The sequence below is a fragment of the Stutzerimonas sp. NM35 genome, assembly GCF_054604355.1.
The window spans coordinates 4008562-4032593 of record NZ_CM137728.1 but is presented as its reverse complement, the minus strand read 5'-3'; the positions used below and the strand labels follow the sequence as shown (position 1 = coordinate 4032593).

20 protein-coding genes are annotated in these 24032 nt (G+C 63.8%); 11 read left to right on the top strand and 9 right to left on the bottom strand.

The window, feature by feature from the left end; all coding sequences use genetic code 11:
- Both ACYCFC_RS18610 and xpt read left to right on the top strand, forming a co-directional pair.
- The gene (locus tag ACYCFC_RS18610; protein ID WP_253162391.1) at nt 1-1620 is read left to right on the top strand and encodes an alpha-amylase family protein; all 1620 of its coding nucleotides are present in this window, start codon (nt 1-3) and stop codon (nt 1618-1620) included.
- 306 nt (nt 1621-1926) lie between these two features.
- A complete protein-coding gene (gene xpt / locus ACYCFC_RS18605) occupies nt 1927-2499 on the top strand; it encodes a xanthine phosphoribosyltransferase (protein ID WP_253162392.1) in 573 nt (190 codons plus the stop codon).
- Here xpt and ACYCFC_RS18600 read toward each other — a convergent pair.
- From ACYCFC_RS18600 to dadA, 5 genes are all read right to left on the bottom strand, one after another.
- Nucleotides 2489-3022: a DNA-binding protein gene (locus tag ACYCFC_RS18600; protein WP_253162393.1), complete on the bottom strand. Its 534-nt coding sequence runs from the start codon at nt 3020-3022 to the stop codon at nt 2489-2491. The two genes, xpt and ACYCFC_RS18600, sit on opposite strands and share 11 nt — an antisense overlap.
- Before the next feature lie 139 nt (nt 3023-3161).
- Nucleotides 3162-3587, bottom strand: coding sequence for a c-type cytochrome (locus ACYCFC_RS18595; RefSeq protein ID WP_459652537.1), 426 nt, complete (start codon nt 3585-3587; stop codon nt 3162-3164).
- 132 nt (nt 3588-3719) lie between these two features.
- Nucleotides 3720-4268: a cupin domain-containing protein gene (locus ACYCFC_RS18590; RefSeq protein ID WP_014851366.1), complete on the bottom strand. Its 549-nt coding sequence runs from the start codon at nt 4266-4268 to the stop codon at nt 3720-3722.
- A 201-nt stretch (nt 4269-4469) separates the two neighbouring features.
- A complete protein-coding gene (locus ACYCFC_RS18585; protein ID WP_058074301.1) occupies nt 4470-4841 on the bottom strand; it encodes a RidA family protein in 372 nt (123 codons plus the stop codon).
- Nucleotides 4816-6114 (bottom strand): D-amino acid dehydrogenase, encoded by a 1299-nt coding sequence (dadA, locus tag ACYCFC_RS18580; protein WP_459652536.1) that lies wholly within the window; start codon nt 6112-6114, stop codon nt 4816-4818. The genes ACYCFC_RS18585 and dadA overlap by 26 nt, the downstream gene beginning before the upstream one ends.
- A gap of 148 nt (nt 6115-6262) precedes the next feature.
- Here dadA and ACYCFC_RS18575 point away from each other — a divergent pair, with 148 nt between their 5' ends.
- The 4 genes from ACYCFC_RS18575 (at nt 6263) to ACYCFC_RS18560 (ending at nt 10835) form a co-directional block, all read left to right on the top strand.
- Nucleotides 6263-6751 (top strand): Lrp/AsnC ligand binding domain-containing protein, encoded by a 489-nt coding sequence (locus tag ACYCFC_RS18575; RefSeq protein ID WP_014851363.1) that lies wholly within the window; start codon nt 6263-6265, stop codon nt 6749-6751.
- A 77-nt stretch (nt 6752-6828) separates the two neighbouring features.
- Nucleotides 6829-8139: an NAD(P)/FAD-dependent oxidoreductase gene (locus ACYCFC_RS18570; protein WP_459652535.1), complete on the top strand. Its 1311-nt coding sequence runs from the start codon at nt 6829-6831 to the stop codon at nt 8137-8139.
- 227 nt (nt 8140-8366) lie between these two features.
- The gene (locus tag ACYCFC_RS18565; RefSeq protein WP_459654029.1) at nt 8367-9917 is read left to right on the top strand and encodes a phospholipase D family protein; all 1551 of its coding nucleotides are present in this window, start codon (nt 8367-8369) and stop codon (nt 9915-9917) included.
- A gap of 171 nt (nt 9918-10088) precedes the next feature.
- Entirely contained in the window at nt 10089-10835 is a 747-nt protein-coding gene (locus tag ACYCFC_RS18560) for a hypothetical protein (protein WP_181082782.1), read from the top strand.
- A gap of 28 nt (nt 10836-10863) precedes the next feature.
- Here ACYCFC_RS18560 and ACYCFC_RS18555 read toward each other — a convergent pair whose 3' ends face one another.
- Together ACYCFC_RS18555 and radC are read right to left on the bottom strand one after the other, a co-directional pair.
- The gene (locus ACYCFC_RS18555) at nt 10864-12429 is read right to left on the bottom strand and encodes a methyl-accepting chemotaxis protein (protein ID WP_459652534.1); all 1566 of its coding nucleotides are present in this window, start codon (nt 12427-12429) and stop codon (nt 10864-10866) included.
- Nucleotides 12430-12541: 112 nt separating this feature from the next.
- A complete protein-coding gene (gene radC, locus ACYCFC_RS18550; protein ID WP_181082780.1) occupies nt 12542-13216 on the bottom strand; it encodes a RadC family protein in 675 nt (224 codons plus the stop codon).
- 176 nt (nt 13217-13392) lie between these two features.
- Here radC and coaBC point away from each other — a divergent pair, with 176 nt between their 5' ends.
- The 4 genes from coaBC (at nt 13393) to argB (ending at nt 18589) form a co-directional block, all read left to right on the top strand.
- Nucleotides 13393-14601, top strand: a complete 1209-nt coding sequence (gene coaBC, locus ACYCFC_RS18545) for a bifunctional phosphopantothenoylcysteine decarboxylase/phosphopantothenate--cysteine ligase CoaBC (RefSeq protein WP_459652533.1) — start codon at nt 13393-13395, stop codon at nt 14599-14601.
- A gap of 5 nt (nt 14602-14606) precedes the next feature.
- Nucleotides 14607-15062, top strand: coding sequence for a dUTP diphosphatase (gene dut / locus ACYCFC_RS18540; protein ID WP_181082778.1), 456 nt, complete (start codon nt 14607-14609; stop codon nt 15060-15062).
- A 1217-nt stretch (nt 15063-16279) separates the two neighbouring features.
- Nucleotides 16280-17671 carry a phosphomannomutase/phosphoglucomutase gene (gene algC / locus ACYCFC_RS18535; protein ID WP_459654028.1) on the top strand — a complete coding sequence of 464 codons (1392 nt, stop codon included), beginning with the start codon at nt 16280-16282 and terminating at the stop codon, nt 17669-17671.
- Between the two features lie 15 nt (nt 17672-17686).
- The gene (gene argB / locus ACYCFC_RS18530; RefSeq protein ID WP_181082776.1) at nt 17687-18589 is read left to right on the top strand and encodes an acetylglutamate kinase; all 903 of its coding nucleotides are present in this window, start codon (nt 17687-17689) and stop codon (nt 18587-18589) included.
- A gap of 45 nt (nt 18590-18634) precedes the next feature.
- Here argB and ACYCFC_RS18525 read toward each other — a convergent pair whose 3' ends face one another.
- On the bottom strand, nt 18635-20128 hold the full coding sequence (locus ACYCFC_RS18525; RefSeq protein ID WP_459652532.1) for an aldehyde dehydrogenase: 1494 nt from the start codon (nt 20126-20128) through the stop codon (nt 18635-18637).
- Nucleotides 20129-20329: 201 nt separating this feature from the next.
- Here ACYCFC_RS18525 and aptA point away from each other — a divergent pair, with 201 nt between their 5' ends.
- On the top strand, nt 20330-21658 hold the full coding sequence (aptA, locus tag ACYCFC_RS18520) for an omega-aminotransferase AptA (RefSeq protein WP_459652531.1): 1329 nt from the start codon (nt 20330-20332) through the stop codon (nt 21656-21658).
- Nucleotides 21659-21800: 142 nt separating this feature from the next.
- On the opposite strand, the gene ltrA is transcribed toward aptA, so the two are convergent.
- A complete protein-coding gene (gene ltrA / locus ACYCFC_RS18515; RefSeq protein ID WP_459652530.1) occupies nt 21801-23507 on the bottom strand; it encodes a group II intron reverse transcriptase/maturase in 1707 nt (568 codons plus the stop codon).
- Nucleotides 23508-24032: the final 525 nt, after the last annotated feature.

Below are 24032 nucleotides of genomic sequence, written 5' to 3'. Positions count from 1 at the left end.
ATGCGCCCCTTCTGGTACCGAAACGCCGTGATCTACCAGATCGACCCGACCCTCTTCCGCGACCACGACGGCGACGGCTGCGGCGATCTGCGCGGCGTCACCGAACGCCTGGACTACGTGCGCGGCCTCGGCGCCACCGCCATCTGGCTGATGCCCTTCTATCGCTCGCCCTTCGAGGACGCCGGCTACGACGTCAGCGATCACCTGCAGGTCGACCCGCGTTTCGGCGACTTGGCCGACGTGGTCAACCTGCTGGAAAAGGCCGAAGAGCTCGGCCTGCACGTAATCATCGAGCTGGTGGTGCAGCACACCTCCATCGAGCATCGCTGGTTCCAGGAGGCGCGACGCGACCGCCATTCGCCCTTCCGCGACTACTACCTCTGGGCCGACGAGCCGGACGACAGCATCGAGCCGATTTTCCCCACCATCGAGGACAGCGTCTGGACCTGGGACGAGGAAGCCGGCCAGTACTACCGACACCTGTTCTACAAGCACGAGCCGGACCTGAACCTGGCCAACCCGCGAGTGGTCGAGGAGATCGAGCGGATCATGGCGTTCTGGCTGCGCCTGGGGGTTTCCGGCTTCCGCGTCGATGCCGCCTCGCACCTGATCGAACAGGCCGGCGAAGGCGACAGCGCCAAGGGCTACTGGTTGCTCGAACATTTCCGCGACTTCGTTTCCCTGCGCCGCCCCGAAGCCGTGCTGCTGGGCGAGGTGGACGTGGAGCCGGAGCACTACGCCGACTACTTCGGCGATGGCGACCGGCTCACCCTGCTGCTGAACTTCTGGGCCAACAATCACTATTTCCTGGCGCTGGCCCGCAGCGACGCCAGCCCCCTGACGCGTTCACTGACCGAACAGCCGACGCCGCCCCGCCGCGCGCAATACGCCACCTGGATACGCAACCATGACGAGCTGGACCTGGAGCGTCTGACCGAGGAAGAACGCGAGGAGGTGATGCAGGCCTTCGCCCCCGATCCCGACATGCGCGCCTACAACCGCGGCATTCGTCGGCGACTGGCGCCCATGCTGGAAGGCGACGAACACCGCCTGGCGATGGCGCATGCGCTGCTGTTCTCCCTGCCCGGCACACCGATCATCCGCTACGGCGAGGAAATCGGCATGGGCGAGGACCTGTCGCGGCCCGAGCGGCTGGCCGTGCGCACGCCGATGCAATGGTCCAACGAAGTGAACGCCGGCTTTTCCTGCGCCGAAACCGACAGACTGGTGGTCGAGCCGATCGACGAAGGTCCGTTCAGCTACCGCACGCTGAACGTCTACGCCCAGACCCTGCGCGATGATTCGCTGCTGGCCAAGACCGGCAACATGATCCGCAGCCGTATCGGCCTGCGCGAAATCGGCGAAGGCAAGGCCTGCCCGGTGGATGTCGGGGTGCCATCGGTATTCGCCATTCGCCACGATGCCGATTCGACGGTACTGATGCTGGTGAACCTGGCGGACGAGGAAGTCACCGTCGAAATCCACGACAAGGACCTGGAGCAACTGGTCGATATCCTCGCCGACAGCGATTACGAACAACCCGAGGGACATCCACTGAGGCTGCGCCTGTCGGGTTACGGCTACCGCTGGCTACGCTGCAAGCAACAACTGTTCGGCTGACGATGCCGATAGTTCCGCCCGGGCGGCCCGCCAGCAGTGCGCCGATTCAACGGCACCGGGTGCCCCTGACCGGGCGGCCGCTCGTCCGAACGGCGAAACGGACTGCAGCAGCCTTTGAATTTGGAGGGGAAATTGAGCGAGAATGCGCGGCTTTCCGGACTCACGGAAAGCTCCAACGCTCGCCATCACCATTTCACGGCAGCCTGCACGCCCCGTTCCACGGCGCGTTGCCTGCCGCGTCACTGCGTATCGGGTCAAAGGGTTTCCGAAGTCTGTCCCGTGGGGTTCGCTTGAGGTAGCGCGTTCGTGGAACAGCTGAAACAGAAAATTCGCAGTGAAGGTGTCGTACTCTCCGACCGGGTACTCAAGGTCGACGCTTTCCTGAACCATCAGATCGACCCCCTGCTGATGAAGCAGATCGGTGAGGAGTTCGCCCGCCGCTTTCGCGACGAGGGCATCACCAAGATCGTCACCATCGAAGCCTCCGGTATCGCTCCGGCGATCATGGCCGGACTGGAGCTGGGTGTGCCGGTGATCTTCGCCCGCAAGCACCAGTCGCTGACCATGACCGATCATCTGCTGACCGCCTCGGTGTATTCCTTCACCAAGCAGGTGGAAAGCACCATCGCGATCTCCACCAATCACCTGTCGGACCACGACCGCGTGCTGATCATCGATGACTTCCTGGCCAACGGCAAAGCCGCCAAGGGCCTGATCGCCATCATCCAGCAGGCCGGTGCCAGCATCGCCGGGCTGGGTATCGTGATCGAGAAGTCCTTCCAGGTCGGGCGCCAGGAGCTGGAAGAAGCCGGCTTTCGCGTCGAGTCGCTGGCGCGGGTTCAATCGCTGCACGACGGTCAGGTTCAGTTCATCGACTGACCGCGACACCTTCACGCCAGAGCGTCACCAGCGCCCCTTGTGTGCCGGTCAGCGGATCGCTGATCGGCACGCCGACCCGGGCGATGCGCTCACGCGCCGCATCGTGGCTGCATTCATCTGGACGCAGCAGGTCGTAGCGCTGGTCCGGCGGATAGCCCGCCACGACCTGAAAATCGGCACTTGCCTGAACGCCACAATGGCCGGTTCCGGCCGGTAGCACCAGGGCATCGCCCGCCCGCAGCTCGAATTCCCGCCCCTGTTCGCCACCCAGCACCAGCCGCGCCCAGCCGCGAGACACGCCGAGCACCTCATGGGCGGTGGAGTGGTAATGGTGGTAGTCATAGACACTGCCCCGCCACTGCGCCGGCCATAAATGGCTGGCGAACAACCGCTCGAAGGCGGCGGCGATATCTGCATCGCTCAGCGGCAGCTGGCGATAGATCAGTACCGGGTGCGGACTGTTGGGAGTGCGCCCGTCGCTGGCGAAATGCAGCTGTTCAGGTTGCGGCGCGGAACTGGACATGACGACCTCTCGTGACGGCGCAGACCACGGGTTCGGTGGCCACAGGCTTCGAGACATCGGACCGACAGGTCGCAGCTTTGCTCCCGCAGATACGACAAAGCCGCCCGAAGGCGGCTTTGCGATGACGCGGATTATCCGATCAGAGACCGGACATGTGCTGGATCGCGCTCTTCAGCTCGTCGTCCGAGCAGTCCGCGCAAGTACCCTTCGGCGGCATGGCGTTGATACCGCTGATGGCGTGCTTGAGCAGGCCGTCCAGGCCGCCAGCCGCGTCCGCGCGGCCTTTCCAGGCGGCGGCATCGCCGGTCTTGGGCGCATTGAGCAGCCCGCTGCCATGACATGCGGTACAGAACTTGCCATAGACCTCTTCACCGCTACGGGCAGTGCCGCCAGCGGCAGCCACGGCACCGGCACCCGCCGCCGCGCATTCTTCGCCTTGAATACAGACTTCACCAACCGGCTTGAGACGCTCGGCGATGGCTTCATCGGTCGCAGCCTGAGCGCTCATTGCCCACAGGGCTACTACGGCAGTCTGCGCTACCAGGATCTTCTTAATCAGGTTCACCTTATCCCCTCATGTGGCTTGATACGCTCGCGGCCACGGTACGCGAGCGGCGGCTAGTATAGCGGCAAGCCGGGCCTGCCGAAACAACCCTTATGTCGCAAGCATGCCGGGCATCGGCCTGCGACTCGCCCATCAGAAATTCGCGGGCGTGGTGGCGCTGATCAGGCGCGCCGGCTCGCCGAACGGATTGCGAAAACGATGGGGTTTGCTGCTTTCGAAGTAGTAGCTGTCGCCGGTTTCCAGCACATGGACCTGGCCGTTCACGGTCAACTCCAGACGCCCCTCCACCAGCAGGCCGGCCTCCTCGCCCTGATGCGCGAGCATCTCCTCGCCGGTGTCGGTGCCGGGCGGATAGGTTTCGTCGAGAAAGGCGATGGCCCTGCTCGGATGCGCCTTGCCTACCAGTTTCATGCTCACTGCACCGTCGGAGATGTCGATCAGCTCACCGGCCTTGTAGACGACCTGGGTATCGCTGTCCTGATCGCCATCCGGGGAAAAGAACTCCACCAGCGACATGGGAATGCCGCCCAGGACCTTCTTCAACGAGCTGATCGAAGGGCTGACGCTGTTCTTCTCGATCATGGAAATGGTGCTGTTGGTGACGCCCGCACGCTTGGCGAGTTCACGCTGGGACAGGCCCTTGAGCTTGCGAATGGTTTGCAGTCGAACGCCGACGTCCAATACGGGAGCCCCCTTTCAAGAGCGAAGCGATGAGGGCGCTAATGATGGCAATGGCGTTCAGTATTTACAACACGCTGGTGCGATTTTCCGGGCACTCCGGATGGGCATGATGCCGTAGGGTGGATAACGCCGCTTGCGGCTTATCCACCACCACGATGGGCAAGGCTGCCCCGTTGTCCACACTATGCGGGATTGCGGCGCCTAGAGCACCGGTCCGGCCAGGTCGGGCATGGCGGCCACCACGGTGATCTCCACACGCACTTGCGGCCGGTACATCAGCGCCTGCACCGCGGTGCGCGCCGGTGCGGCTCCCGCAGGGAGCCAGGCATCCCAGACTTCGTTCATCCCTGCGTAATCGGCCATGTCGCGCAGATGTATGGTCGCCGACAGCAGCCGCGACTTGTCGCTGCCGACCTCCGCCAGCAAGCGCTCGATGCTGGCGAGCGTCTCGCGGGTCTGCTGGTGGATGTCGCCCTCGAGATCATCGGCCAGTTGGCCGGACAGATAGACCGCGCCGGCGTGTATGACCGCCTCGCTGTAACGGGTTTCAGTGTGCAGACGCCGGATGGGCATGCTTGCCAGCCTCCTTGTGCTTGCCATAGCGGAAGATGTCCAGTCCCTCGGTGCTGATCTGCGGCCGCCTGGATAACAGCAGGTCGGCCAGCAGACGCCCCGAACCGCAGGCCATGGTCCAGCCAAGGGTACCGTGTCCGGTGTTGAGAAACAGGTTGCGATAGGATGTCGCGCCGACGATCGGCGTTCCGTCCGGAGTCGCCGGGCGCAGGCCGGTCCAGAGCTCCGCCGTGGCGGGATCGCCGCCCAGCGGGAACAGATCGCTGACCACCATGGCCAGGGTGGCGCGCCGACGCGGATCGAGCGACAGGTCATGGCCGGCGATCTCGGCCATGCCGCCGACACGGATGCGCTGGTCGAAGCGGGTGATGGCGACCTTGTAGGTCTCGTCCAGCACCGTGGACACCGGCGCCATCGCCGCATCGCTGATCGGCACCGTGAGCGAGTAGCCCTTGAGGGGGTACACCGGGGCGCGCAGGCCGAGCGGCTCGAGCATGTCGGCGCTGTAGCTGCCCAGCGCGAGCACGTAGCGGTCGGCCTTTTCCAGCTTGCCGTCGATCCACACGCCGGAAAGGCGATCGCCGGCGTATTCGAGGCGCTGGATGTTCTGCTCGAAACGGAACTCGACGCCCAGCCCGCGCGCCATCTCGGCCAGGCGCGTGGTGAACATCTGGCAATCGCCGGTCTGGTCGTTGGGCAGACGCAGGGCGCCGCTGAGTTTGTCCGAGACCCGCGCCAGCGCCGGTTCGGCACGGGCGATGCCGACGCGATCGAGCAGCTCGTAGGGCACGCCCGAGGCCTCGAGCACGGCGATGTCCTTGGCCGCCGCATCCAGCTGTGCCTGGGTGCGGAACAATTGCGTGGTGCCCAGTTGGCGCCCCTCATAATCGATCCCGGTTTCGGCACGCAGCTCGTCGAGGCAGTCGCGGCTGTACTCGGACAGCCGCACCATGCGCTCCTTGTTCACTGCATAGCGCGCCGCCGTGCAGTTGCGCAGCATCTGTGCCATCCACAGGTATTGGCGGATGTCGCCGGTGAGCTTGATGGCCAGCGGCGCGTGCCGCTGCATCAGCCACTTGATGGCTTTCAACGGCACGCCCGGCGCGGCCCAGGGCGAGGCATAGCCGGGGGAAACCTGCCCGGCGTTGGCGAAGCTGGTTTCCATCGCCACGGCCGGCTGACGGTCCACCACCACCACTTCGAATCCGGCGCGGGCCAGATAGTAGGCACTGGTGGTGCCGATCACGCCACCACCGAGAATCAGTACACGCATTGCAACCTCCCACCCGTTCGACGAGCTTCTTCGGGATACGCTATTGAAAGGGAGTATAGGAAGGCTCGCCTGGTGAAATTCACTATATAAGCAGCTATCTTTGCGCTTTATTCACGTCGATAACGCTTTTCCCTGAGGTAATACACCTATGCGAACCCGGCACCAGGTACGCCGCGAACTGGACAGGATCGACCGCCAGATCCTTCGCTTGCTGCAGGCCGAAGGGCGCATGCCGTTCACCGAACTGGGCGAACGCATCGGACTGTCCACCACGCCCTGCACCGAGCGCGTGCGCCGCCTGGAGCGCGAAGGCATCATCATGGGCTATTCGGCGCGCCTGAATCCGCACCACCTCAAGGGCGGGCTGCTGGTATTCGTGGAAATCAGCCTGGCGTACAAGTCCGGCGATATCTTCGAGGAGTTCCGCCGCGCGGTGCTCAAACTGCCCCACGTCCTCGAATGTCACCTGGTCTCCGGCGATTTCGACTACTTGATCAAGGCGCGCATTTCGGAAATGGCCTCGTACCGCAAGCTGCTCGGCGACATCCTGCTCAAGCTGCCCCATGTGCGCGAATCCAAGAGCTATATCGTCATGGAAGAAGTCAAGGAATCGCTGGAAATGCCGGTACCGGATTAGGTCGAACAGGGTGTTCTTTGCTCCCTGGCCAGCGACCGGTCTACCCTTCTGCCACGCCATTCATCCAGGAGCCTTTCATGCGCGCCCGCCAAGCCGCCATTCATAGCGAAGATCACCCGGCCTCCTATTACGCCGCCAGCATCAACCGACCGCTCGAGCTGCCTCGCCTGGAGGGTGAGCAGACGGCCGATGTCTGCATCGTCGGCGGCGGTTTCACCGGGCTCAATACCGCGATCGAACTGGCCGAGCACGGCCTGTCGGTGGTCCTGCTCGAGGCACGGCGTATCGGCTGGGGCGCCAGTGGTCGCAACGGCGGCCAGCTGATTCGCGGAGTGGGCCACGACGTCGAGCAGTTCGCCCCGGTGATCGGCGAAGACGGCGTGGACGCGTTCAAGCGCATGGGCTTCGAGGCCGTCGAGATCGTCCGCCAGCGCATCGAGCGCTACGGCATCGACTGCGATCTGACCTGGGGCTACTGCGACCTGGCGACCAAACCGCGACACCTGGACAACTTCGAGGAGGAGTACGCCGACCTCCAGCGCCTCGGCTACCCCCATCCGTTGCGACAGATCGCCAAGGCCGACCTCCACGAAGTGATTGGCTCTGAGCGCTACCTGGGCGGGCTGTTCGACCCCGGCTCGGGCCATCTGCACCCCCTCAACCTGGCCCTGGGCGAAGCCGCCGTGGCGCAGACGCTGGGCGTGCGTCTGTACGAACATTCCGCCGCCGAACGGATCGACTACGGCGCCGAGATTCGCGTTCGCACCGCAACCGGCACGGTACGCGCCCGGCAGCTGGTGCTCGCCTGCAATGCCTATCTCGGCCAGTTGCATCCGCAGCTGGCGGGCAAGGTGCTGCCCGCCGGCAGCTACATCATCGCCACCGAGCCGCTGCCCGAAGCGCTCTGCCGGGAACTGCTGCCGCTGAACAGCGCCGTCTGCGATCAGCGCGTGGCGCTGGACTACTTTCGCCTCTCGGCAGACCGCCGGCTGCTGTTCGGCGGTGCCTGCCACTACTCGGGACGCGACCCCAGCGACATCACCGCCTACATGCGACCGAAGATGCTCGAGGTGTTCCCGCAACTGGCGAGCGTCGACATCGACTATCAGTGGGGCGGGATGATCGGCATCGGCGCCAACCGCCTGCCGCAGATCGGCCGGCTCGCCGAACAGCCCAACGTCTACTTCGCCCAGGCCTACGCCGGCCATGGCCTGAACGCCACGCACCTGGCCGGTCGTTTGCTCGGCGAAGCCATTAGCGGGCAGCTCGACGGTCGCTTCGACCTGTTCGCCAGGGTGCCGCACCCGACCTTCCCCGGCGGTCGCCTGCTGCGCTCGCCGCTGCTGGCCCTCGGCATGCTCTGGTATCGGCTCAGGGATCAGCTCTGAATTCCGCCGTCTCGCTGACGTCTAACAAGCCGCGAAGAAAACATCGACAACCGTAAGGGACTGACAGGCCGTTGAACATTGCAGGCAATCTCAGGCAAAGGCAGCCACAGAAGCACAGCCCGGTTGCCGCCCGTCAGCATCCGGCGTCCTTCGTGAAGCCTGCGACCCCTAACCAGGCATCCTCAACGCCAGGTTTGCGCGATGTTGTTCTTCAGTGGTCTGCCTGCCTGCGCAGGTGCCTGCCACTGACAGCGATGCTATTGCTGGCTGGCTGTGCCGGACAGGCCGCGCCACTGTCCCCGTCTTCCTCGCTGCCCAACCAGACATCCGAGCTGACACGAAGGGTCGAGACCATTGCCGCCGGCCAGCCAGCGGGGCATTCCGGCTTTCGCCTGCTGTCATCGAGCACCGAAGCCTTCGCCGCGCGGATGAAGATGATTCGCCACGCCGAAGTCAGCCTCGACGTGCAGTACTACATCGTCCACGACGGCCTCAGTACCCGCGCACTGGTCGGTGAACTCCTGCATGCCGCCGATCGCGGTGTACGCGTGCGGGTGCTGCTCGACGACACCACCAGCGACGGCAACGACTACCAGATCGCAACCCTGGCCGCGCATCCGAACATCTTCATCCACGTCTTCAATCCGCTGCATATAGGTCGCAGCAATTTCGTCACCCGCTCCCTGGGCCGCCTGCTGAACCTTTCACAGCAACACCGACGCATGCACAACAAACTGATACTCGCCGACAGCAGCCTGGCGATCGTCGGCGGACGCAACCTGGGCGACGAGTATTTCGAAATAGACAAGGGCCTCAACTTCACCGACCTCGACCTGCTCAGTGCCGGCCCGGTCGCCGAGCAACTGGCAACCAGCTTCGACCAGTATTGGAACCACCCGCTCAGCGTGCCCATCCAGCAGTTTCTCCGCAGCCCGCCCACAACCACGGAGCTGAGCGAGGCCCGCCAGCAGATCACCCTCTATCTACAGACCGAGCGCGGGAAGGATACGCCGCGCTACCAGCGCCTGATGACCGAACTGCAGGAACCGCAGCTGGAGCAATGGCTCGACGATCTGATCTGGGCACCCGGCGCGGCGCTTTGGGATCACCCCGAAAAGATCAATGCCTCAGGCATTCCCGACGCCCATCTGCTGCTGACCACCCAACTGCAGCCCAGCCTGGATTCGGTCAGCGATGAGATGACGCTGATCTCGGCCTATTTCGTGCCGACCGCAGACGGCGTGGCCTACCTCAGCCGGCACGCCGAAAACGGCGTCACCATTCGCATCCTCACCAATTCCCTGGAGGCCACCGATGTACCTGTCGTGCATGGCGGCTATGCACCCTACCGCATCCAGCTGCTGGAGGCCGGCGTGCAGCTGTTCGAGCTGCGTCGGCAACCGGACCAGGAGACGTCCATCAACCTGCTCGGCGAATCCGAATCCAGCCTGCACAGCAAGGCCGCCGTATTCGACCAGCGGGAAGTCTTCCTCGGCTCGCTGAACTTCGATCCACGCTCGGTGCTGTGGAATACCGAGGTCGGCGTGCTGATCGACAGTCCCGAACTGGCCGGCGCAGTCCATCGGCTGACGCTCGAAGGGACATCACCCACGGTGAGCTATGAAGTTCGTCTGGTCGATCACAAGGGCGCCAAACGGCTGGCCTGGATCGCCGAAGACGAGGGTCAGCAAAGGGTTCTCACCCGCGAGCCCGGCGGCACCTGGCGACGCATCAGTGCCTGGCTGAGCAGGATCATCGGCCTGGAGCGAATGCTCTAGGCAGGGCGCCACAACCAGCATTAATGGCATATCAGCCAAGTTCGCGCCTCAAACGGACGTCTCGCCCAAATCATTATCCAGTGTGACACCAGAATGCCACCAGCCCGACTAGGCTAGCGCGCTGAGGCCGCAGAGACGGCGCTTGCCTATAAAAATAAAAAGGAGCGCGATATGCACCCACGTAAATGGATCTGGCTGCTGGTTCTGCTGATCGGCTGGCTGCCAGCCCTGCTCAATCCCGCCCAGGCTCAAACCTTCACGGCCCTGGAAAGCATGCAGGTCCATGCCAACCGGGCAACCAGCAGCCTGTTGCTCTATCGCGGAGAGGGCTTCCAGCAGGCTCATCTGAAACGTCTGGAAAGCGATCTTTCCGACCTGAACACCGCCCTGAGAAACTATCCCGGCACGAACGACACGCTACGTGCACTGCATCAGGTCCTGCAAGACAGGCTTCGCGAAGGCGCCGGGTTCGGCCACGAGGAAGATGACGTGCCCTGGGGCTGGACCCTGCAGATGAGCAAGGCGCTACGCGACTTCCTGAGCGCCGTGCGCAACCAGCAGGGCGCCGATACCCAGGCCGAGTTGCCAGCCAAGGTGGAGTATCTGACGGTACAGTACCTGAGTCGCGCCTATGTCGGCTCCTTCGAGATCGCTCGCGAGCAACCGGAAACCTATCTGGGGCAGGACGAACGCCGGCTGGTACCCGCCATCGACGAGCAGCTCGCCGCACTGGACGACAAAGCCGATCCCGCCGTGGCCAGGCTGAAAACCCGCTGGAGCTTTCTCAAAACCGCGCTCGCAGACATGAACAGCGGCAACAACAGTTTCAATACCGCCTCGGGACGCGCATTCGCGCCGATCATGGTCGACCGTCACGCACGCAGCCTCAGCGACCAGTGGATGACACTCACCCACTGAAACCGCTGTGGCTGCCTCGTCCCAGGCCTCACGGCTCGGGACGATAGCCCAGACGCAAGCCGCCCCAGTGCCGTCCGCGCACCATGATCGGCACCGACAGATCATGCATCAGCTCACCGGTATCGCGGCTGTAGGTCTGTAGCAGCACCTTGCGCTGATGGCTGCCGCAGCGCCCGCCAGTGCGGTCATTGAACAGGCGCTTGCTGCGGCTCTTGACCCTGTCCACAACAGGATCACCTACCGGCGGCTGACTGAACGCCCGGTTGTGGGTCGGAACATAGCCGTCCGGGGTGATGGCAATGGCATAGACCAGTGCATCGTTGCGGTCGAGCAGCGGCTCCTGGATTGCCGGCAGCACTTCATCGGCATAGCGATCGAAACGGGTGTGGTAACGCGTCGGATCGGTACCCGGCTGCGCCTTGTAGTCACGGTCGAAGAGGTCCTCGACGCTCAGACGGCCGGCCTCAAGGTCTGCCTCGAAGCGCGCGCCGATGGTCGCCGCCCCTTCACGCGCCAGATCGAAGATACGCTGGTGATAGTCGTCTAGCTGCACTTCGGCGAGCTGTTCGCTGACCGCCTCGGCCTGGCCGACCAGCTTTTCCGCCGACTGTTCCAGCTGGCGGGTCTGTTTCTCGCTGTCGAGCGCGTCGGCACGCAACTGATCCACCGCGGTGAACAGGTGTGCGAGTCGCTCATGATTGCTGCCGGTCCCTGCCGTGATTTCCGCCACCTGGGTTTCAACGCTGGCCGCCAGCTCGGCAATATCCGTGAGCTGCACACCAGTGCCGGCAACCTGCGCAGCGGCCCCGTCGAGTTCGCTGGCCTGTTTCTGGATATGGCTGACCACCGCCTCGCTCTGGGCGCGGATATCACCGACCATCCGCCCGACTTCCTCGGTAGCGCTACTGGTGCGCCCGGCCAGGTTGCGTACCTCGTCGGCCACCACCGCAAAACCACGACCGGTCTCACCCGCACGCGCGGCCTCGATGGCGGCGTTGAGCGCGAGCAGATTGGTCTGACTGGCGATGGACTGGATCACCTCGGTGATCTGTCTGATCTCCTCGGTGCGTGTCGAGAGTCCGTCGAGCAGCTCACGACTGGCCTCGGTCTGCGCGCTGAGTCGCTGCATGCGTTCGATGGCCTGCTGCAGCTCGCTGCGACCGGTGTCGCTGCTGCGTCGCACGGCTTCGGCGGCCTCCAGTGCCTGCTGGGCACGAGCGGCGCTGTCCTGTTCGGTGACGGTCATCGCCTCGGCGCCATTGGCTATCTCGCTGATCGCCGCCAGCTGCGAGTGCAGGCGTGCGGCCAGTTGCTCGGCACTGAAGGACACCTGGGCCGCCGACAAGGCGTTGTGACAGGTATGCCGCGAGAGGTTCTTGCTCAGCTCGGCAAAGCCCTGGGCTTCAACGGCGGCCTGCCCCTCGCCCGCCGGGGTACGCCAGGGTATCAGCCAGGGCCAGAGGCCGAGCAGCAACAGCAAGGGGGCCAGCAGCTGGAGCGGCAATACCATCCAGCCATGAAGGATCAGTAATCCCAGCAATGTCATTGCATGCAACAGGCAAGCCTTGGGATGAAGGCGGAAAGCAGGGCTCATGACGGCCTCTTGTTCTGTTTGGTGTCAACCCTTGTACTCATCTCCGTCGTCAATGGGCAATCGTCCCTTGGTCGCAAATGGCCAGCAGAAAACAGGCTTTTCGCGCCCAGCCTCACATCCAGCCGTATTCGGCCATGGACAGCGGCTCGCCATCACCCACGATGAAATGATCGAGCACCCGCACATCGATCAACGCCAGCGCATCGCTCAGTTTGCGCGTCAGCTGCCGGTCCGCCTGGCTCGGCTCGGCCACGCCGGAGGGATGGTTGTGGGTGAGGATCACCGCCGCCGCATTCTGCGCCAGCGCACGCTTGACCACTTGCCTGGGGTAAACGCTGGCGCCGTCGATCGTGCCGTGAAACAGCACCTCGAAAGCCAGGACGCGGTGCTTGGAATCCAGGAAGAGACAGGCGAAAAGCTCGTGGGGCTCGTGACGCAGGCGCGCCTTGAGGTAATCGCGCACCGCCTGCGGACTTTCCAGTGCCGAGTCGCGGCGGATGCGTTCGGCCAGATGCCGCCGCCCCATCTCCAGCACCGCCTGCAACTGGGCGAACTTGGCCGGGCCCAGCCCCAGGTGCGCACTGAATTGTTCGAGATCGCTTTCCAGCAGTGTGCGCAGGCTGCCGAACTCGCCAAGCAGCTGGCGCGCCAGATCCACCGCGCTCTTGCCGGCCACGCCGGTACGCAGAAAGATCGCCAGCAATTCCGCATCGGACAAGGCAGCCGCGCCCTGCTCCAGAAGTTTTTCCCGCGGCCGTTCCGCCGCCGGCCAGTCACGAATGCTCATGTCACCTCCCTGTCGAGCGAGCGCCTATTGAGTACCTCTAAAAACTACCTGCGTTGTCATCGCCTACGTTTTTAGAAGTGCCCTATTCCCTGTAAACGCTGTGATATCGTGTCGACTTTTTATCGACTGCACCCGGCCTCTGCCGGAACCAGTTCACACCGTAACAAGGCAGGCCTATGCAGCGGCTTTATCGTAAACGCATCGTCCTCGGCGTGGGTGGCGGCATTGCCGCCTACAAGAGTGCCGAGCTGGTACGCCGGCTCCGTGATCAGGGTGCAGAAGTGCGGGTCGTGATGACCAGTGGCGGGCGCGAATTCATCACCCCGCTGACCCTGCAGGCGCTGTCCGGGCACCCGGTCCATCTCGACCTGCTCGACCCGGCGGCAGAAGCCGCCATGGGACATATCGAGCTGGCGCGCTGGGCCGACCTGGTGCTGATCGCGCCGGCCACCGCCGACCTCATGGCGCGCCTGGCCCAGGGCGTGGCCAACGATCTGCTGACCACCCTGGTGCTGGCCACCCAGGCACCGGTCGCCCTGGCGCCGGCGATGAACCAGGCCATGTGGGCCGACCCGGCCACCCAGGCCAACCGCCAGTTGCTGGAACAGCGCGGCATCCGCCTGTTCGGCCCCGGCTCGGGCAGCCAGGCCTGCGGTGACGTCGGCATGGGGCGCATGCTCGAAGCCGATGAGCTGGCGCATGCCGCTGCCGACTGTTTCGACAACGGCCTGCTCACCGGCCTGCACCTGCTGATCAGCGCCGGACCGACCCAGGAAAACATCGACCCGGTGCGCTACATCACCAATCACAGCTCCGGCAAGATGGGCTTCGCCCTGGCCGAAGCGGCTGCCGAGGCCGGTGCGCGCGTGACACTGGTGGCCGGACCGGTCTTCCTGCCGACGCCCGACCGCGTGCAGCGCATCGATGTGGTCAGCGCCCGCGACATGCTGGCCGCCTGCGAAGCGGCGATGCCCTGCGACCTGTTCATCGCCGCCGCTGCCGTTGCCGATTACCGACCGGAAGTGGTCGCACCGCACAAATTGAAGAAAGACCCCAGCAGTGGCGAGGGTATGCTCCTGCAGATGGTGCGCAATCCCGATATTCTCGCCACCCTGGCCGGACGCGAAGACCGCCCGTTCAGCGTCGGCTTCGCCGCTGAAACCGAGAACCTGCTGGAATACGCCACGCGCAAGTTGCGCGACAAGAACCTCGACCTGATCGTCGCCAACGATGTCGCCAACCCCGGCATCGGTTTCAACAGCGAAGAAAACGCCGTCACGATCATCGACCGCCAGCAGCACCAGACACGCTTCAGCCAGGCCAGCAAGGGGCATATCGCCCGCCAGTTGATCGCTTTTATCGCCGACCGTTTCCAGCAGGCCTGATCACCATGCACAAACTCCAAGCAAAAATTCTCGACCCTCGCCTTGGCCAGGATTTTCCCCTGCCCGAATACGCCACCAGCGGCTCCGCCGGCCTCGACCTGCGCGCGATGCTGCAGGCTGATACCACCCTGGAGCCGGGCCAGACCCTGCTGATCCCCACGGGGCTGTCGATCCATATCGCCGACCCCGCTCTGGCGGCGCTGGTGCTGCCGCGCTCGGGGCTGGGCCACAAGCACGGCATCGTGCTGGGCAATCTGGTCGGCCTGATCGATTCGGACTACCAGGGCGAGTTGATGGTGTCCTGCTGGAACCGCGGCCAGAGCGCCTTCAGCATCGCCATCGGCGAGCGTATTGCCCAGCTGGTGCTGGTTCCGGTGATCCAGGCGCAGTTCGAGCTGGTCACCGAGTTCGACAGCAGCGAGCGTGGCGCCGGCGGCTTCGGGCACTCCGGCAGCCACTGAGCAGACCCGCCCTTCAGGACGACCCGAGGAGCTCCATGAAACTCTTCAAGCGCACCGCCAAGGACACCGGCGTACTCAATCCCGCCGACGCGTCCTCGCCTTCGACCCGCCGTCCTCTGGGCCTTGGCGCCCTGACACCCGGCCTGCTCACGGGCCTGCTCGGGCTCGCGGCGGCCACCGCCCTGCTCTGGCTCGCCTACCAGGCCGGCCAGCGGCAACAGACCGCGCAACTGGCGCAGGCCTGGGGCCAGAGCCAGGCATCGGCCATCAGCCAGGCCCTGCGCCAGCTGGCCGATGACACCCGCAGCGCCGCAAGCGATCCGCACGTGCTCGAAGCCCTGCTCAGCGGGCAGCCCGAGCGAGTGCGCGCCGCTGAACAGGCGCTGATCGGCCAGGACGGCATCGTCGATGCACATCTCAGTCAGCGCGGCCAGGCCCGGCAGTACCCGGATCGTCCCGGCCCGCTGAACTTTGCCGCGCTGGATATCCTGCAACGCGCCGAAAACGGCCAGTCGCCGGCGCTCGAAGCCTTCCGCGTGGGCAATCAGTGGCTGGTCTACAGTGCCGTGGCGCTACGCTCAGACCCGCAGCAGCCGGCCCAGGGCACCCTGTTGCGGGTGATCAGCCTCGATCGTCTGCTGGCCACGCTGCCGAACCTGCCAGCCGAGGCGGGGCAATTGCGTCTGATGCAGCAATTCGCCAACGCGCCCGCGCAGTTGCTGGCGCAACGCGGCGGCACGGGCCTGGACGCTCAGGCGATCAGCCTGCCGAGCGGCAATCCGAACTGGACACTCAGCTTTCTGCCCGCGGCGCAAACCGGCGCCATGCCACTATCCCCCGCACTGCTGCTGGGCGCTGCGCTGGCCGCACTCTGTGGTCTGCTGCTGGGCCTGCAGCTGGTACTGGGCGCGCAGCAGCGGCGGCTGCGTGAAGATGTCGCGCACCTGGGGCAGATGCTGCAGGAACTCTCCCATGGCAAGGCCATCAAACCTCCGACCTTGAGCCTTCCGGCGCTTGACGCGCTGGCCAGGAATCTGGCCCGTCTGCCACTGCGCAGCGCGGCAGTGGCCGTCCCCATAGCCAACGCCGCAGCGCGTCAGGCCCCATCCACCGAGTACATCGACCCTCTGTTTCAGAACACCGATATTCTCGACATCGACATTCTCGACGAAGACCAGGATTGGCTGGGTCTCGATACGAAGGAGCGAGAAACCGCAATGAGCATCCCGAAAGCCCCGCAATTACCCGCCAGCATTTTCCGTGCCTACGACATCCGTGGCGTGGTCGGCGACAGCCTGACCACGGAAACCGCGTACTGGGTAGGCCGCGCAGTCGGCTCCGAAAGCCTTGCCAGAGGCGAACCGGACGTATCGGTTGGCCGCGATGGCCGGCTGTCCGGCCCCGAGCTGGTCGAACACCTGATCCAGGGCCTGGTGGACAGCGGCTGCAGCGTCAGCGACGTCGGCATGGTGCCGACCCCGGTGCTCTACTACGCCGCCAACGTGCTGGCCGGCAAATCCGGGGTGATGCTTACCGGCAGTCACAATCCGCCGGACTACAACGGTTTCAAGATCGTCATCGCCGGCGACACCCTGGCCAACGAACAGATCCAGGCCCTGCGCCTGCGCATCGAGAACAACGACCTGGCCGAAGGGGTCGGCCAGGTCGAGCAGGTCGATGTGCTGGCCAGCTACTTCAAGCGCATCCGCGAGGACATCGCGCTGGCCAAACCGATGAAGGTGGTGGTCGACTGCGGCAACGGCGTCGCTGGCGTGATCGCCCCGCAACTGATCGAAGCCCTGGGCTGCAAGGTGATTCCGCTGTTCTGCGAGGTCGACGGCAACTTCCCCAATCACCATCCCGACCCGGGCAAGCTGGAAAATCTCGAAGACCTGATCGCCAGGGTCAAGTCAGAGAATGCCGACCTGGGCCTGGCCTTCGACGGCGACGGCGACCGCGTCGGCGTGGTGACCAACACTGGAACCGTGGTCTATCCGGACCGTCTGCTGATGCTGTTCGCCAAGGATGTGGTCTCGCGCAACCCGGGCGCCGACATCATCTTCGACGTCAAGTGCACACGCCGCCTGACGCCGCTGATCAGCGGCTACGGCGGCCGCCCGGTGATGTGGAAGACTGGGCATTCGCTGATCAAGAAGAAGATGAAGGAAACCGGCGCCCTGCTGGCCGGCGAGATGAGCGGCCATATCTTCTTCAAGGAGCGCTGGTACGGCTTCGACGACGGTATCTACAGCGCCGCACGACTGCTGGAAATTCTCAGCCAGGACAAGCGCACCGCCGAACAGGTGTTCGCCGCCTTCCCCAACGACCTGTCGACGCCGGAAATCAACATCACCGTCACCGAAGAGAGCAAGTTCGCCATCATCGAAGCCCTGCAACGCAAGGCCGAGTGGGGCGAAGCCAGCGTCACCACGCTAGACGGCCTGCGGGTCGATTACCCGAAAGGCTGGGGCCTGGTGCGCGCCTCCAACACCACACCGGTGCTGGTGCTGCGTTTCGAGGCCGAAAGCGAGGGCGAGCTCAAGCGTATACAGGACGTCTTCCGCGCCCAGCTTTATACTGTCGCGCCTGATCTCAAACTGCCGTTCTGACTCGCGGAGCCCTGCATGACCCTCAGCCGTGAAGCTGCCACCCAATTCGCCCAGGTCCTGTCCGAGGCGCTGCCCTACATTCGCCGCTTCGTCGGCAAGACGCTGGTCATCAAGTACGGCGGCAACGCCATGGAAAGCGAGGAGCTGAAAACCGGCTTCGCCCGCGACATCGTGCTGATGAAGGCCGTCGGCATCAACCCGGTGGTGGTGCACGGTGGTGGCCCGCAGATCGGCGATCTGCTCAAGCGCCTGAACATCGAAAGTCACTTCATCGACGGCATGCGCGTGACCGACAGCCAGACCATGGACGTGGTGGAAATGGTCCTCGGCGGCCAGGTCAACAAGAGCATCGTCAGCCTGATCAACCAGCACGGCGGCAGCGCCATCGGCCTGACCGGCAAGGACGCGGGCCTGATCCGCGCCAAGAAGCTCAAGGCCAGCCGCAAGACGCCGGAAATGACCCAGCCGGAAATCATCGACATCGGCCACGTCGGCGAGGTCACCGGCATCAACACCGAGTTGCTGGACATGCTGGTGCATGGCGACTTCATCCCGGTCATCGCGCCCATCGGCGTCGGCGAGCATGGCGAGTCGTACAACATCAACGCCGACCTGGTGGCCGGCAAGGTGGCCGAGGCGCTGAAGGCCGAAAAGCTGATGCTGCTGACCAACATCGCCGGCCTGATGGACAAGCAGGGCCAGGTCCTGACCGGCCTGTCCACCACCCAGGTTGATGCCCTCATCGCCGACGGCACCATCTACGGCGGCATGCTGCCGAAGATCCGCTGCGCCCTGGAAGCCGTACAGGGCGGCGTGCACAGCGCCCACATCATCGATGGCCGGGTGCCCAACGCGGTGTTGCTGGAAATCTTCACCGACATCGGCGTCGGCACCCTGATCACCAACAACCAGCGCTGATCTCGCGGCCTTCGAGAAACGACGAAGGGGAGCCGAGGCTCTCCTTCAGAGTTTTATCCAGGTCGCCTTCAGCTCGGTGTACTTGTCGAAGGCATGCAGCGACTTGTCGCGACCGTTGCCCGACTGCTTGAAACCGCCGAAGGGCGCGGTCATGTCGCCGCCATCGTACTGGTTGACCCACACGCTGCCGGCGCGCAGCGCCCGGGCGGTGCGGTGCGCCTTGGACAGGTCCGAGGTCCAGAGCGCGGCAGCCAGGCCATAGGGCGTGTCGTTGGCAATCGCGACCGCCTCCTCGACGCTGTCGAAGGTGATCACCGAGAGCACCGGGCCGAAGATTTCCTCCTGGGCGATCTTCATGGCGTTGCTGACGCCATCGAAGATGGTCGGCTCGACATACAATCCGCCAGTCTCTTCGAGAGTGCGCTGACCGCCGATCAGCACCTGCGCGCCCGCCTCGCGCCCGGCGTCGATATAGCCGAGCACGGTATCGAGCTGCTGGGTATCGACCAGCGCGCCGACATTGGTCGCCGGGTCCAGCGGATTGCCCGGCTGCCAGCCCTTGAGCGCTTCGACCACCATGGGCAGGAAGCGCGCCTTCACCGCCCCCTCCACCAGCAGCCGTGAGCCGGCGGTGCAGACCTCGCCCTGGTTGAAGGCGATGGCGCCCGCAGCCGCTCTGGCCGCGGCCTGAAGGTCCGGCGCATCGGCGAAAACGATGTTCGGGCTCTTGCCGCCGGCTTCCAGCCAGACGCGCTTCATGTTCGACTCGCCGGCATGGATCATCAGTTGCTTGGCGACTCGCGTGGAGCCGGTGAATACCAGCGTATCGACGTCCATGTGCAGCGCCAGCGCCTTGCCCACGGTATGTCCGTAGCCCGGCAGCACGTTGAGCACGCCCGCCGGGATACCGGCTTCGATGGCCAGCTGCGCCATGCGGATGGCGCTCAGCGGCGACTTCTCGGAGGGTTTGAGCACCACCGAGTTGCCGGTGGCCAGCGCCGGGCCGAGCTTCCAGCAGGCCATCATCAACGGGAAATTCCACGGCACGATGGCCGCCACGACGCCAACCGGCTCGCGCGTGACCAGCCCCAACTGGTCATGCGGCGTGGGCGCCACCTCGTCGTAGATCTTGTCGATGGCCTCGCCGGACCAGCGCAGCGCCCGTGCCGCGCCGGGTACGTCCACCGCCAGCGAATCGCTGATCGGCTTGCCCATGTCGAGGGTTTCCAGCAATGCCAGTTCCTCGGCGTGTGCCTCCAGCAAGTCGGCGAAACGGATCATCACCGCCTTGCGTTTGGCCGGCGCCAACCGCGACCAGACGCCGGACTCGAAGGCCGTGCGCGCACTGAGCACCGCCCGCTCGGCATCGGCTGCATCGCAGCTGGCCACCTGCGCCAGCACCCGGCCATCGATGGGGCTGATGCAGTCGAACGTGGCCCCGGCAACGGAGGCGGTGCATTCACCCTGGATAAAAGCCCGGCCTTCGATATGCACATCGCGGGCGCGCTGTTGCCAGTCGGCGAAAGTCAGGGTGGTCATGGTGCGTCCTCTGTTGATCGTCAAGTAATCAGAAACGGAACCCTAAACCAGCGGCGCCAGACCTATCAATATTTTTTACGAAGACAGGGATTTCCGCCTTGTTTTGTGCGTTTTATTAAACATAGACTCGGTCATCCGCTGTACGAGCGGTAGTTTGTACGCATCAGCATAGCCCCCAAACGCTGCATGACCGGAGCTACCATGGCCAACGATCCGCGCTCCAGCGCAACCGCTGAACATTTCTGGATGCCCTTTACCGCCAACCGCCAGTTCAAGGCGAACCCGCGCCTGCTGGAGAGCGCCGAAGGGATGTACTACGCCGATACCGACGGACGCCAGGTGATCGACGGCACCGCCGGGCTCTGGTGCTGCAACGCCGGTCATGGCCGGCGGGAAATCACCGAGGCGGTGAGCCGGCAGATCGCCAAGATGGATTTCGCGCCGACCTTCCAGATGGGCCACCCGCTGCCCTTCGAGCTGGCCGAGCGCCTGGCGCAGATCGCTCCGCCCGGCCTGAACCGGGTGTTCTTCACCAACTCCGGCTCCGAATCAGCCGATACCGCACTGAAAGTGGCCCTGGCCTATCAGCGAGCCATTGACCAGGGCAGCCGCACCCGCCTGATCGGACGTGAGCTGGCCTATCACGGCGTCGGCTTCGGCGGCATCTCGGTGGGCGGCATGGGCAACAACCGCAAGGCCTTCGGCAGCGCGCTGCTGCCGGGCGTCGATCACCTGCCGCACACCCTCGACCTTTCGCGCAACGCCTTCAGCAGAGGTCTGCCGCCCCACGGCGCGGAAAAGGCCGATGAGCTGGAACGGCTGGTTACCCTGCACGGTGCGGAAAACATCGCCGCAGTGATCGTCGAGCCCATGTCCGGCTCGGCGGGGGTGATACTGCCGCCGCAGGGCTATCTGCAGCGCCTGCGCGAAATCACCGCGAAACACGGCATCCTGCTGATCTTCGATGAGGTGATCACCGGTTTCGGGCGCGTCGGCAAGGCCTTCGCCGCGCAGCGCTGGGGCGTCACGCCGGATATCCTCACCTGCGCCAAGGGCCTGACCAACGGCGCAATTCCCATGGGTGCGGTGATGGTCTCCGAGCAGATCCACGAGGCCTTCATGCACGGCCCGGACAGCGCCATCGAATTCTTCCACGGCTACACCTACTCGGGGCATCCGGTGGCCTGCGCCGCCGCCCTGGCGACCCTGGAGATCTACCAGCGCGAGCAGCTGTTCGAGAAAGCCGTCGAGCTGGAAGATTACTGGCAGGACGCCCTGTTCAGCCTGCAGGACCTGCCGAACGTGACCGACATCCGTACCATCGGGCTGGTCGCCGGCATCCAGTTCGCCCCTCATGCCGATGGCGTCGGCAAGCGCGGCTACGAGGTGTTCCGCCAGAGCTTCGAGGACGGCCTGCTGGTGCGCGCCAGCGGCGATACCATCGCCCTGTCGCCGGCGCTGATCGTCGAGAAGGCGCATATCGACGCCATCATCGAACGCTTCGCCGATGCCATTCGCAAAACGGCCTGAGCACAGCAAAACCACAGGCCAGAACGAAAAAACCCGCCGGAGAGGCGGGTTTTTTCTTCAAGGGCCGATGTCGGGTAGAGATGAGCCATTGCTGGCCCACCTCCCCCTAAGAACCGTACGTGCGCCTTTCAGCGCATACGGCTCAAGCCTTTAGCAAAGCCCCCGCAGGAGCCGGCTTACTCACTGTCAGGCCACGGCTATGTAACTGCTGATGGCAGTTCGGGTGCAGCAGCACCCGGTTGACCAGTGCATCGCTTCCGCCTTGCGTGCGGTGGACGATGTGATGGTCGTGCCATCCCGTTTCCTTGGTTATCGGTTGTCCACAGAGTACGCACCGCCCTTTCTGGCTCACATACAGGCTTGTAATCTGCTTTCGGTACTTCAGCTTTTTCAGCATCCGATCCATCCGCAGCTTCTCGCCCATTGCTTCCATCGAGGGATCAAACGGGTTGTATTCCCCGTTGATCTTGATGTGCCGCTCTATTGGTGTCTCCGACAGGGTATGCAGCACAAAATCCTTTTTGCCCCCTACCTCGGTGAATACCGTGGCAGCAAACACCCAGTTCTTGCTCTCACTCGTCCGGAAATACTTCTTCCGTATCCATTCGAGATTTTTCCTTGAGTGCCGCCGTTTCGCCCAACGCCATAACGCTTGAAAAAGCAGGAAATCCATACGACTGAACGCCTGCTTGGCAACCACAGGCTGGTGATACAATGCCCAGCCCTTCAAGATCGGATTGAGCAGGCGGATCAGATTATCCTGCCTCATCGTCTTGTTGCTGCTGATCGCTTCCTTCACCTTGCGATAGAACGCTTGCGCGTTTTTCTTGCTCGGCTTGATCAGGAGCTTCCCGTCATACTTACGGAAGTTCCATCCCAGAAAGTCAAAGCCTCGATCTATATGAACGATCTGCGTTTTCTCGGGTGACAACCGCAGCCCGCGTACCGCCAGGAACTGCTCTACCCAAGGTTTGACCTCATCTGCCAGCATCTCCGGAGAGTCGCCAGTAATCACGAAATCATCCGCATAACGCACCACATGTACCTTCAGCCTCTTTGCCTTTGCCCGCCCCAGATACTGCTTGAGACCTGACTCCAGCCCGTCCAGCACCATGTTTGCCAAGGTCGGCGAGATGATCCCGCCTTGTGGCGTACCGGCATCCGTTGCCTGTAGTTGGCCCTTATTAACCACGCCAGCCTTCAACCATTTCCGGAGAACCGCTTTATCCGTGGGGATACTCGCGATCAACCAGTCATGATTGATGTGATCGAAGCAACCTTCGATATCCGCCTCCAGTACCCATCTAGCCGAGGCCTTCTGGGACAGGCAGGTGAATAGCTGACTCATCGCATCCGCCGTCGAGCGTTCGATCCTGAAGCCGTAGCTGTTCGGATCGCCCTTGGTTTCTGCAATGGGCGCCAGTGCCAGCAGATACAACGCCTGCATGGCCCTGTCGGTCATGGTCGGGATGCCCAGCGGGCGCTCCTTCCCATTCGACTTCGGAATGAACACACGCCGTAAAGGCCGTGGTTGGTATCCGCGCCGCTTCAATCCACTTGCCGCTTTCCATTTGGCGTCAGGTGTATCCCAGAGCACGCGGTCGACTCCCGCCGTGCGCTTACCCTGGTTTTCAGTGACTCGTCGTACAGCCAAGTATCTGGCCGACTTCGAGCGGGTCAGCATCCGTTGCAGGGCTTTCACCCTGCACCATTTGCCTTCCCGACAAGCCTTCGCAATCCGTATCTGCATTCCCCGGACGTTCCGCTGAACCCGACACCAGTCGATGTCGTGCCAATGCTGCGGAGTGCCGGAAAGCGCAGACCCGGCCTGTTGGCTGAGCTCTATCATGCTGCTTTCCTCTCAAGATGGTTGAACCATCCCGAGCGGAAGACACACGCCGGCCCCTGACGGGAAGCGCATATCCCGCCAGGGTTGGTTTGGTAGGGCTCGATGAAGCCGAGCCTGAAATTCATGAGACAGGGTCAGTCAGACGTCATGCGACGAAAGACCACGCAGAAGTCTGCCCGGTTTCCCGTGGGGTAATGTTCCAACCCCTATCCGGACCATTACAGCCCGGCATTCGCTTTCTCTGCGATCCCATACCCGCACCGCCAACAGCTCGCCTTGCGGCTCACCTGCCACGAGGGCAGCAATACGGGCTTACCACGTTCCCTATCTGTCACACGACTGGTTTAGGACCTGCCTATTCGCCGGTGGTACTGAGACGACGTATCCCCATAATCGACAGGGATAACCGACCACGCACCTTTTGGTTATTGCCTAACAGCAGTTTTGGCAATTTGATCATAACGACGTTTATCAGCAGTTCACTTACGTTGCCCATGCCAGCCAGCCTAGCGCCTCAACCCGGTA

Excerpts from the sequence above, each read along its gene's own strand:
- ACYCFC_RS18610 (WP_253162391.1), top strand. The coding sequence starts at position 1 with ATGCGCCCCTTCTGGTACCGAAACGCCGTGATCTACCAGATCGACCCG.
- ACYCFC_RS18525 (WP_459652532.1), bottom strand. The coding sequence starts at position 20,128 with ATGACCACCCTGACTTTCGCCGACTGGCAACAGCGCGCCCGCGATGTG.
- radC (WP_181082780.1), bottom strand. The coding sequence starts at position 13,216 with ATGAGCATTCGTGACTGGCCGGCGGCGGAACGGCCGCGGGAAAAACTT.
- dadA (WP_459652536.1), bottom strand. The coding sequence starts at position 6,114 with ATGCGTGTACTGATTCTCGGTGGTGGCGTGATCGGCACCACCAGTGCC.
- algC (WP_459654028.1), top strand. The coding sequence starts at position 16,280 with ATGAGCATCCCGAAAGCCCCGCAATTACCCGCCAGCATTTTCCGTGCC.
- ACYCFC_RS18555 (WP_459652534.1), bottom strand. The coding sequence starts at position 12,429 with ATGAGCCCTGCTTTCCGCCTTCATCCCAAGGCTTGCCTGTTGCATGCA.
- ltrA (WP_459652530.1), bottom strand. The coding sequence starts at position 23,507 with ATGATAGAGCTCAGCCAACAGGCCGGGTCTGCGCTTTCCGGCACTCCG.
- ACYCFC_RS18570 (WP_459652535.1), top strand. The coding sequence starts at position 6,829 with ATGCGCGCCCGCCAAGCCGCCATTCATAGCGAAGATCACCCGGCCTCC.
- dut (WP_181082778.1), top strand. The coding sequence starts at position 14,607 with ATGCACAAACTCCAAGCAAAAATTCTCGACCCTCGCCTTGGCCAGGAT.
- coaBC (WP_459652533.1), top strand. The coding sequence starts at position 13,393 with ATGCAGCGGCTTTATCGTAAACGCATCGTCCTCGGCGTGGGTGGCGGC.
- ACYCFC_RS18575 (WP_014851363.1), top strand. The coding sequence starts at position 6,263 with ATGCGAACCCGGCACCAGGTACGCCGCGAACTGGACAGGATCGACCGC.
- ACYCFC_RS18585 (WP_058074301.1), bottom strand. The coding sequence starts at position 4,841 with ATGCCCATCCGGCGTCTGCACACTGAAACCCGTTACAGCGAGGCGGTC.
- aptA (WP_459652531.1), top strand. The coding sequence starts at position 20,330 with ATGGCCAACGATCCGCGCTCCAGCGCAACCGCTGAACATTTCTGGATG.
- ACYCFC_RS18600 (WP_253162393.1), bottom strand. The coding sequence starts at position 3,022 with ATGTCCAGTTCCGCGCCGCAACCTGAACAGCTGCATTTCGCCAGCGAC.
- argB (WP_181082776.1), top strand. The coding sequence starts at position 17,687 with ATGACCCTCAGCCGTGAAGCTGCCACCCAATTCGCCCAGGTCCTGTCC.
- ACYCFC_RS18560 (WP_181082782.1), top strand. The coding sequence starts at position 10,089 with ATGCACCCACGTAAATGGATCTGGCTGCTGGTTCTGCTGATCGGCTGG.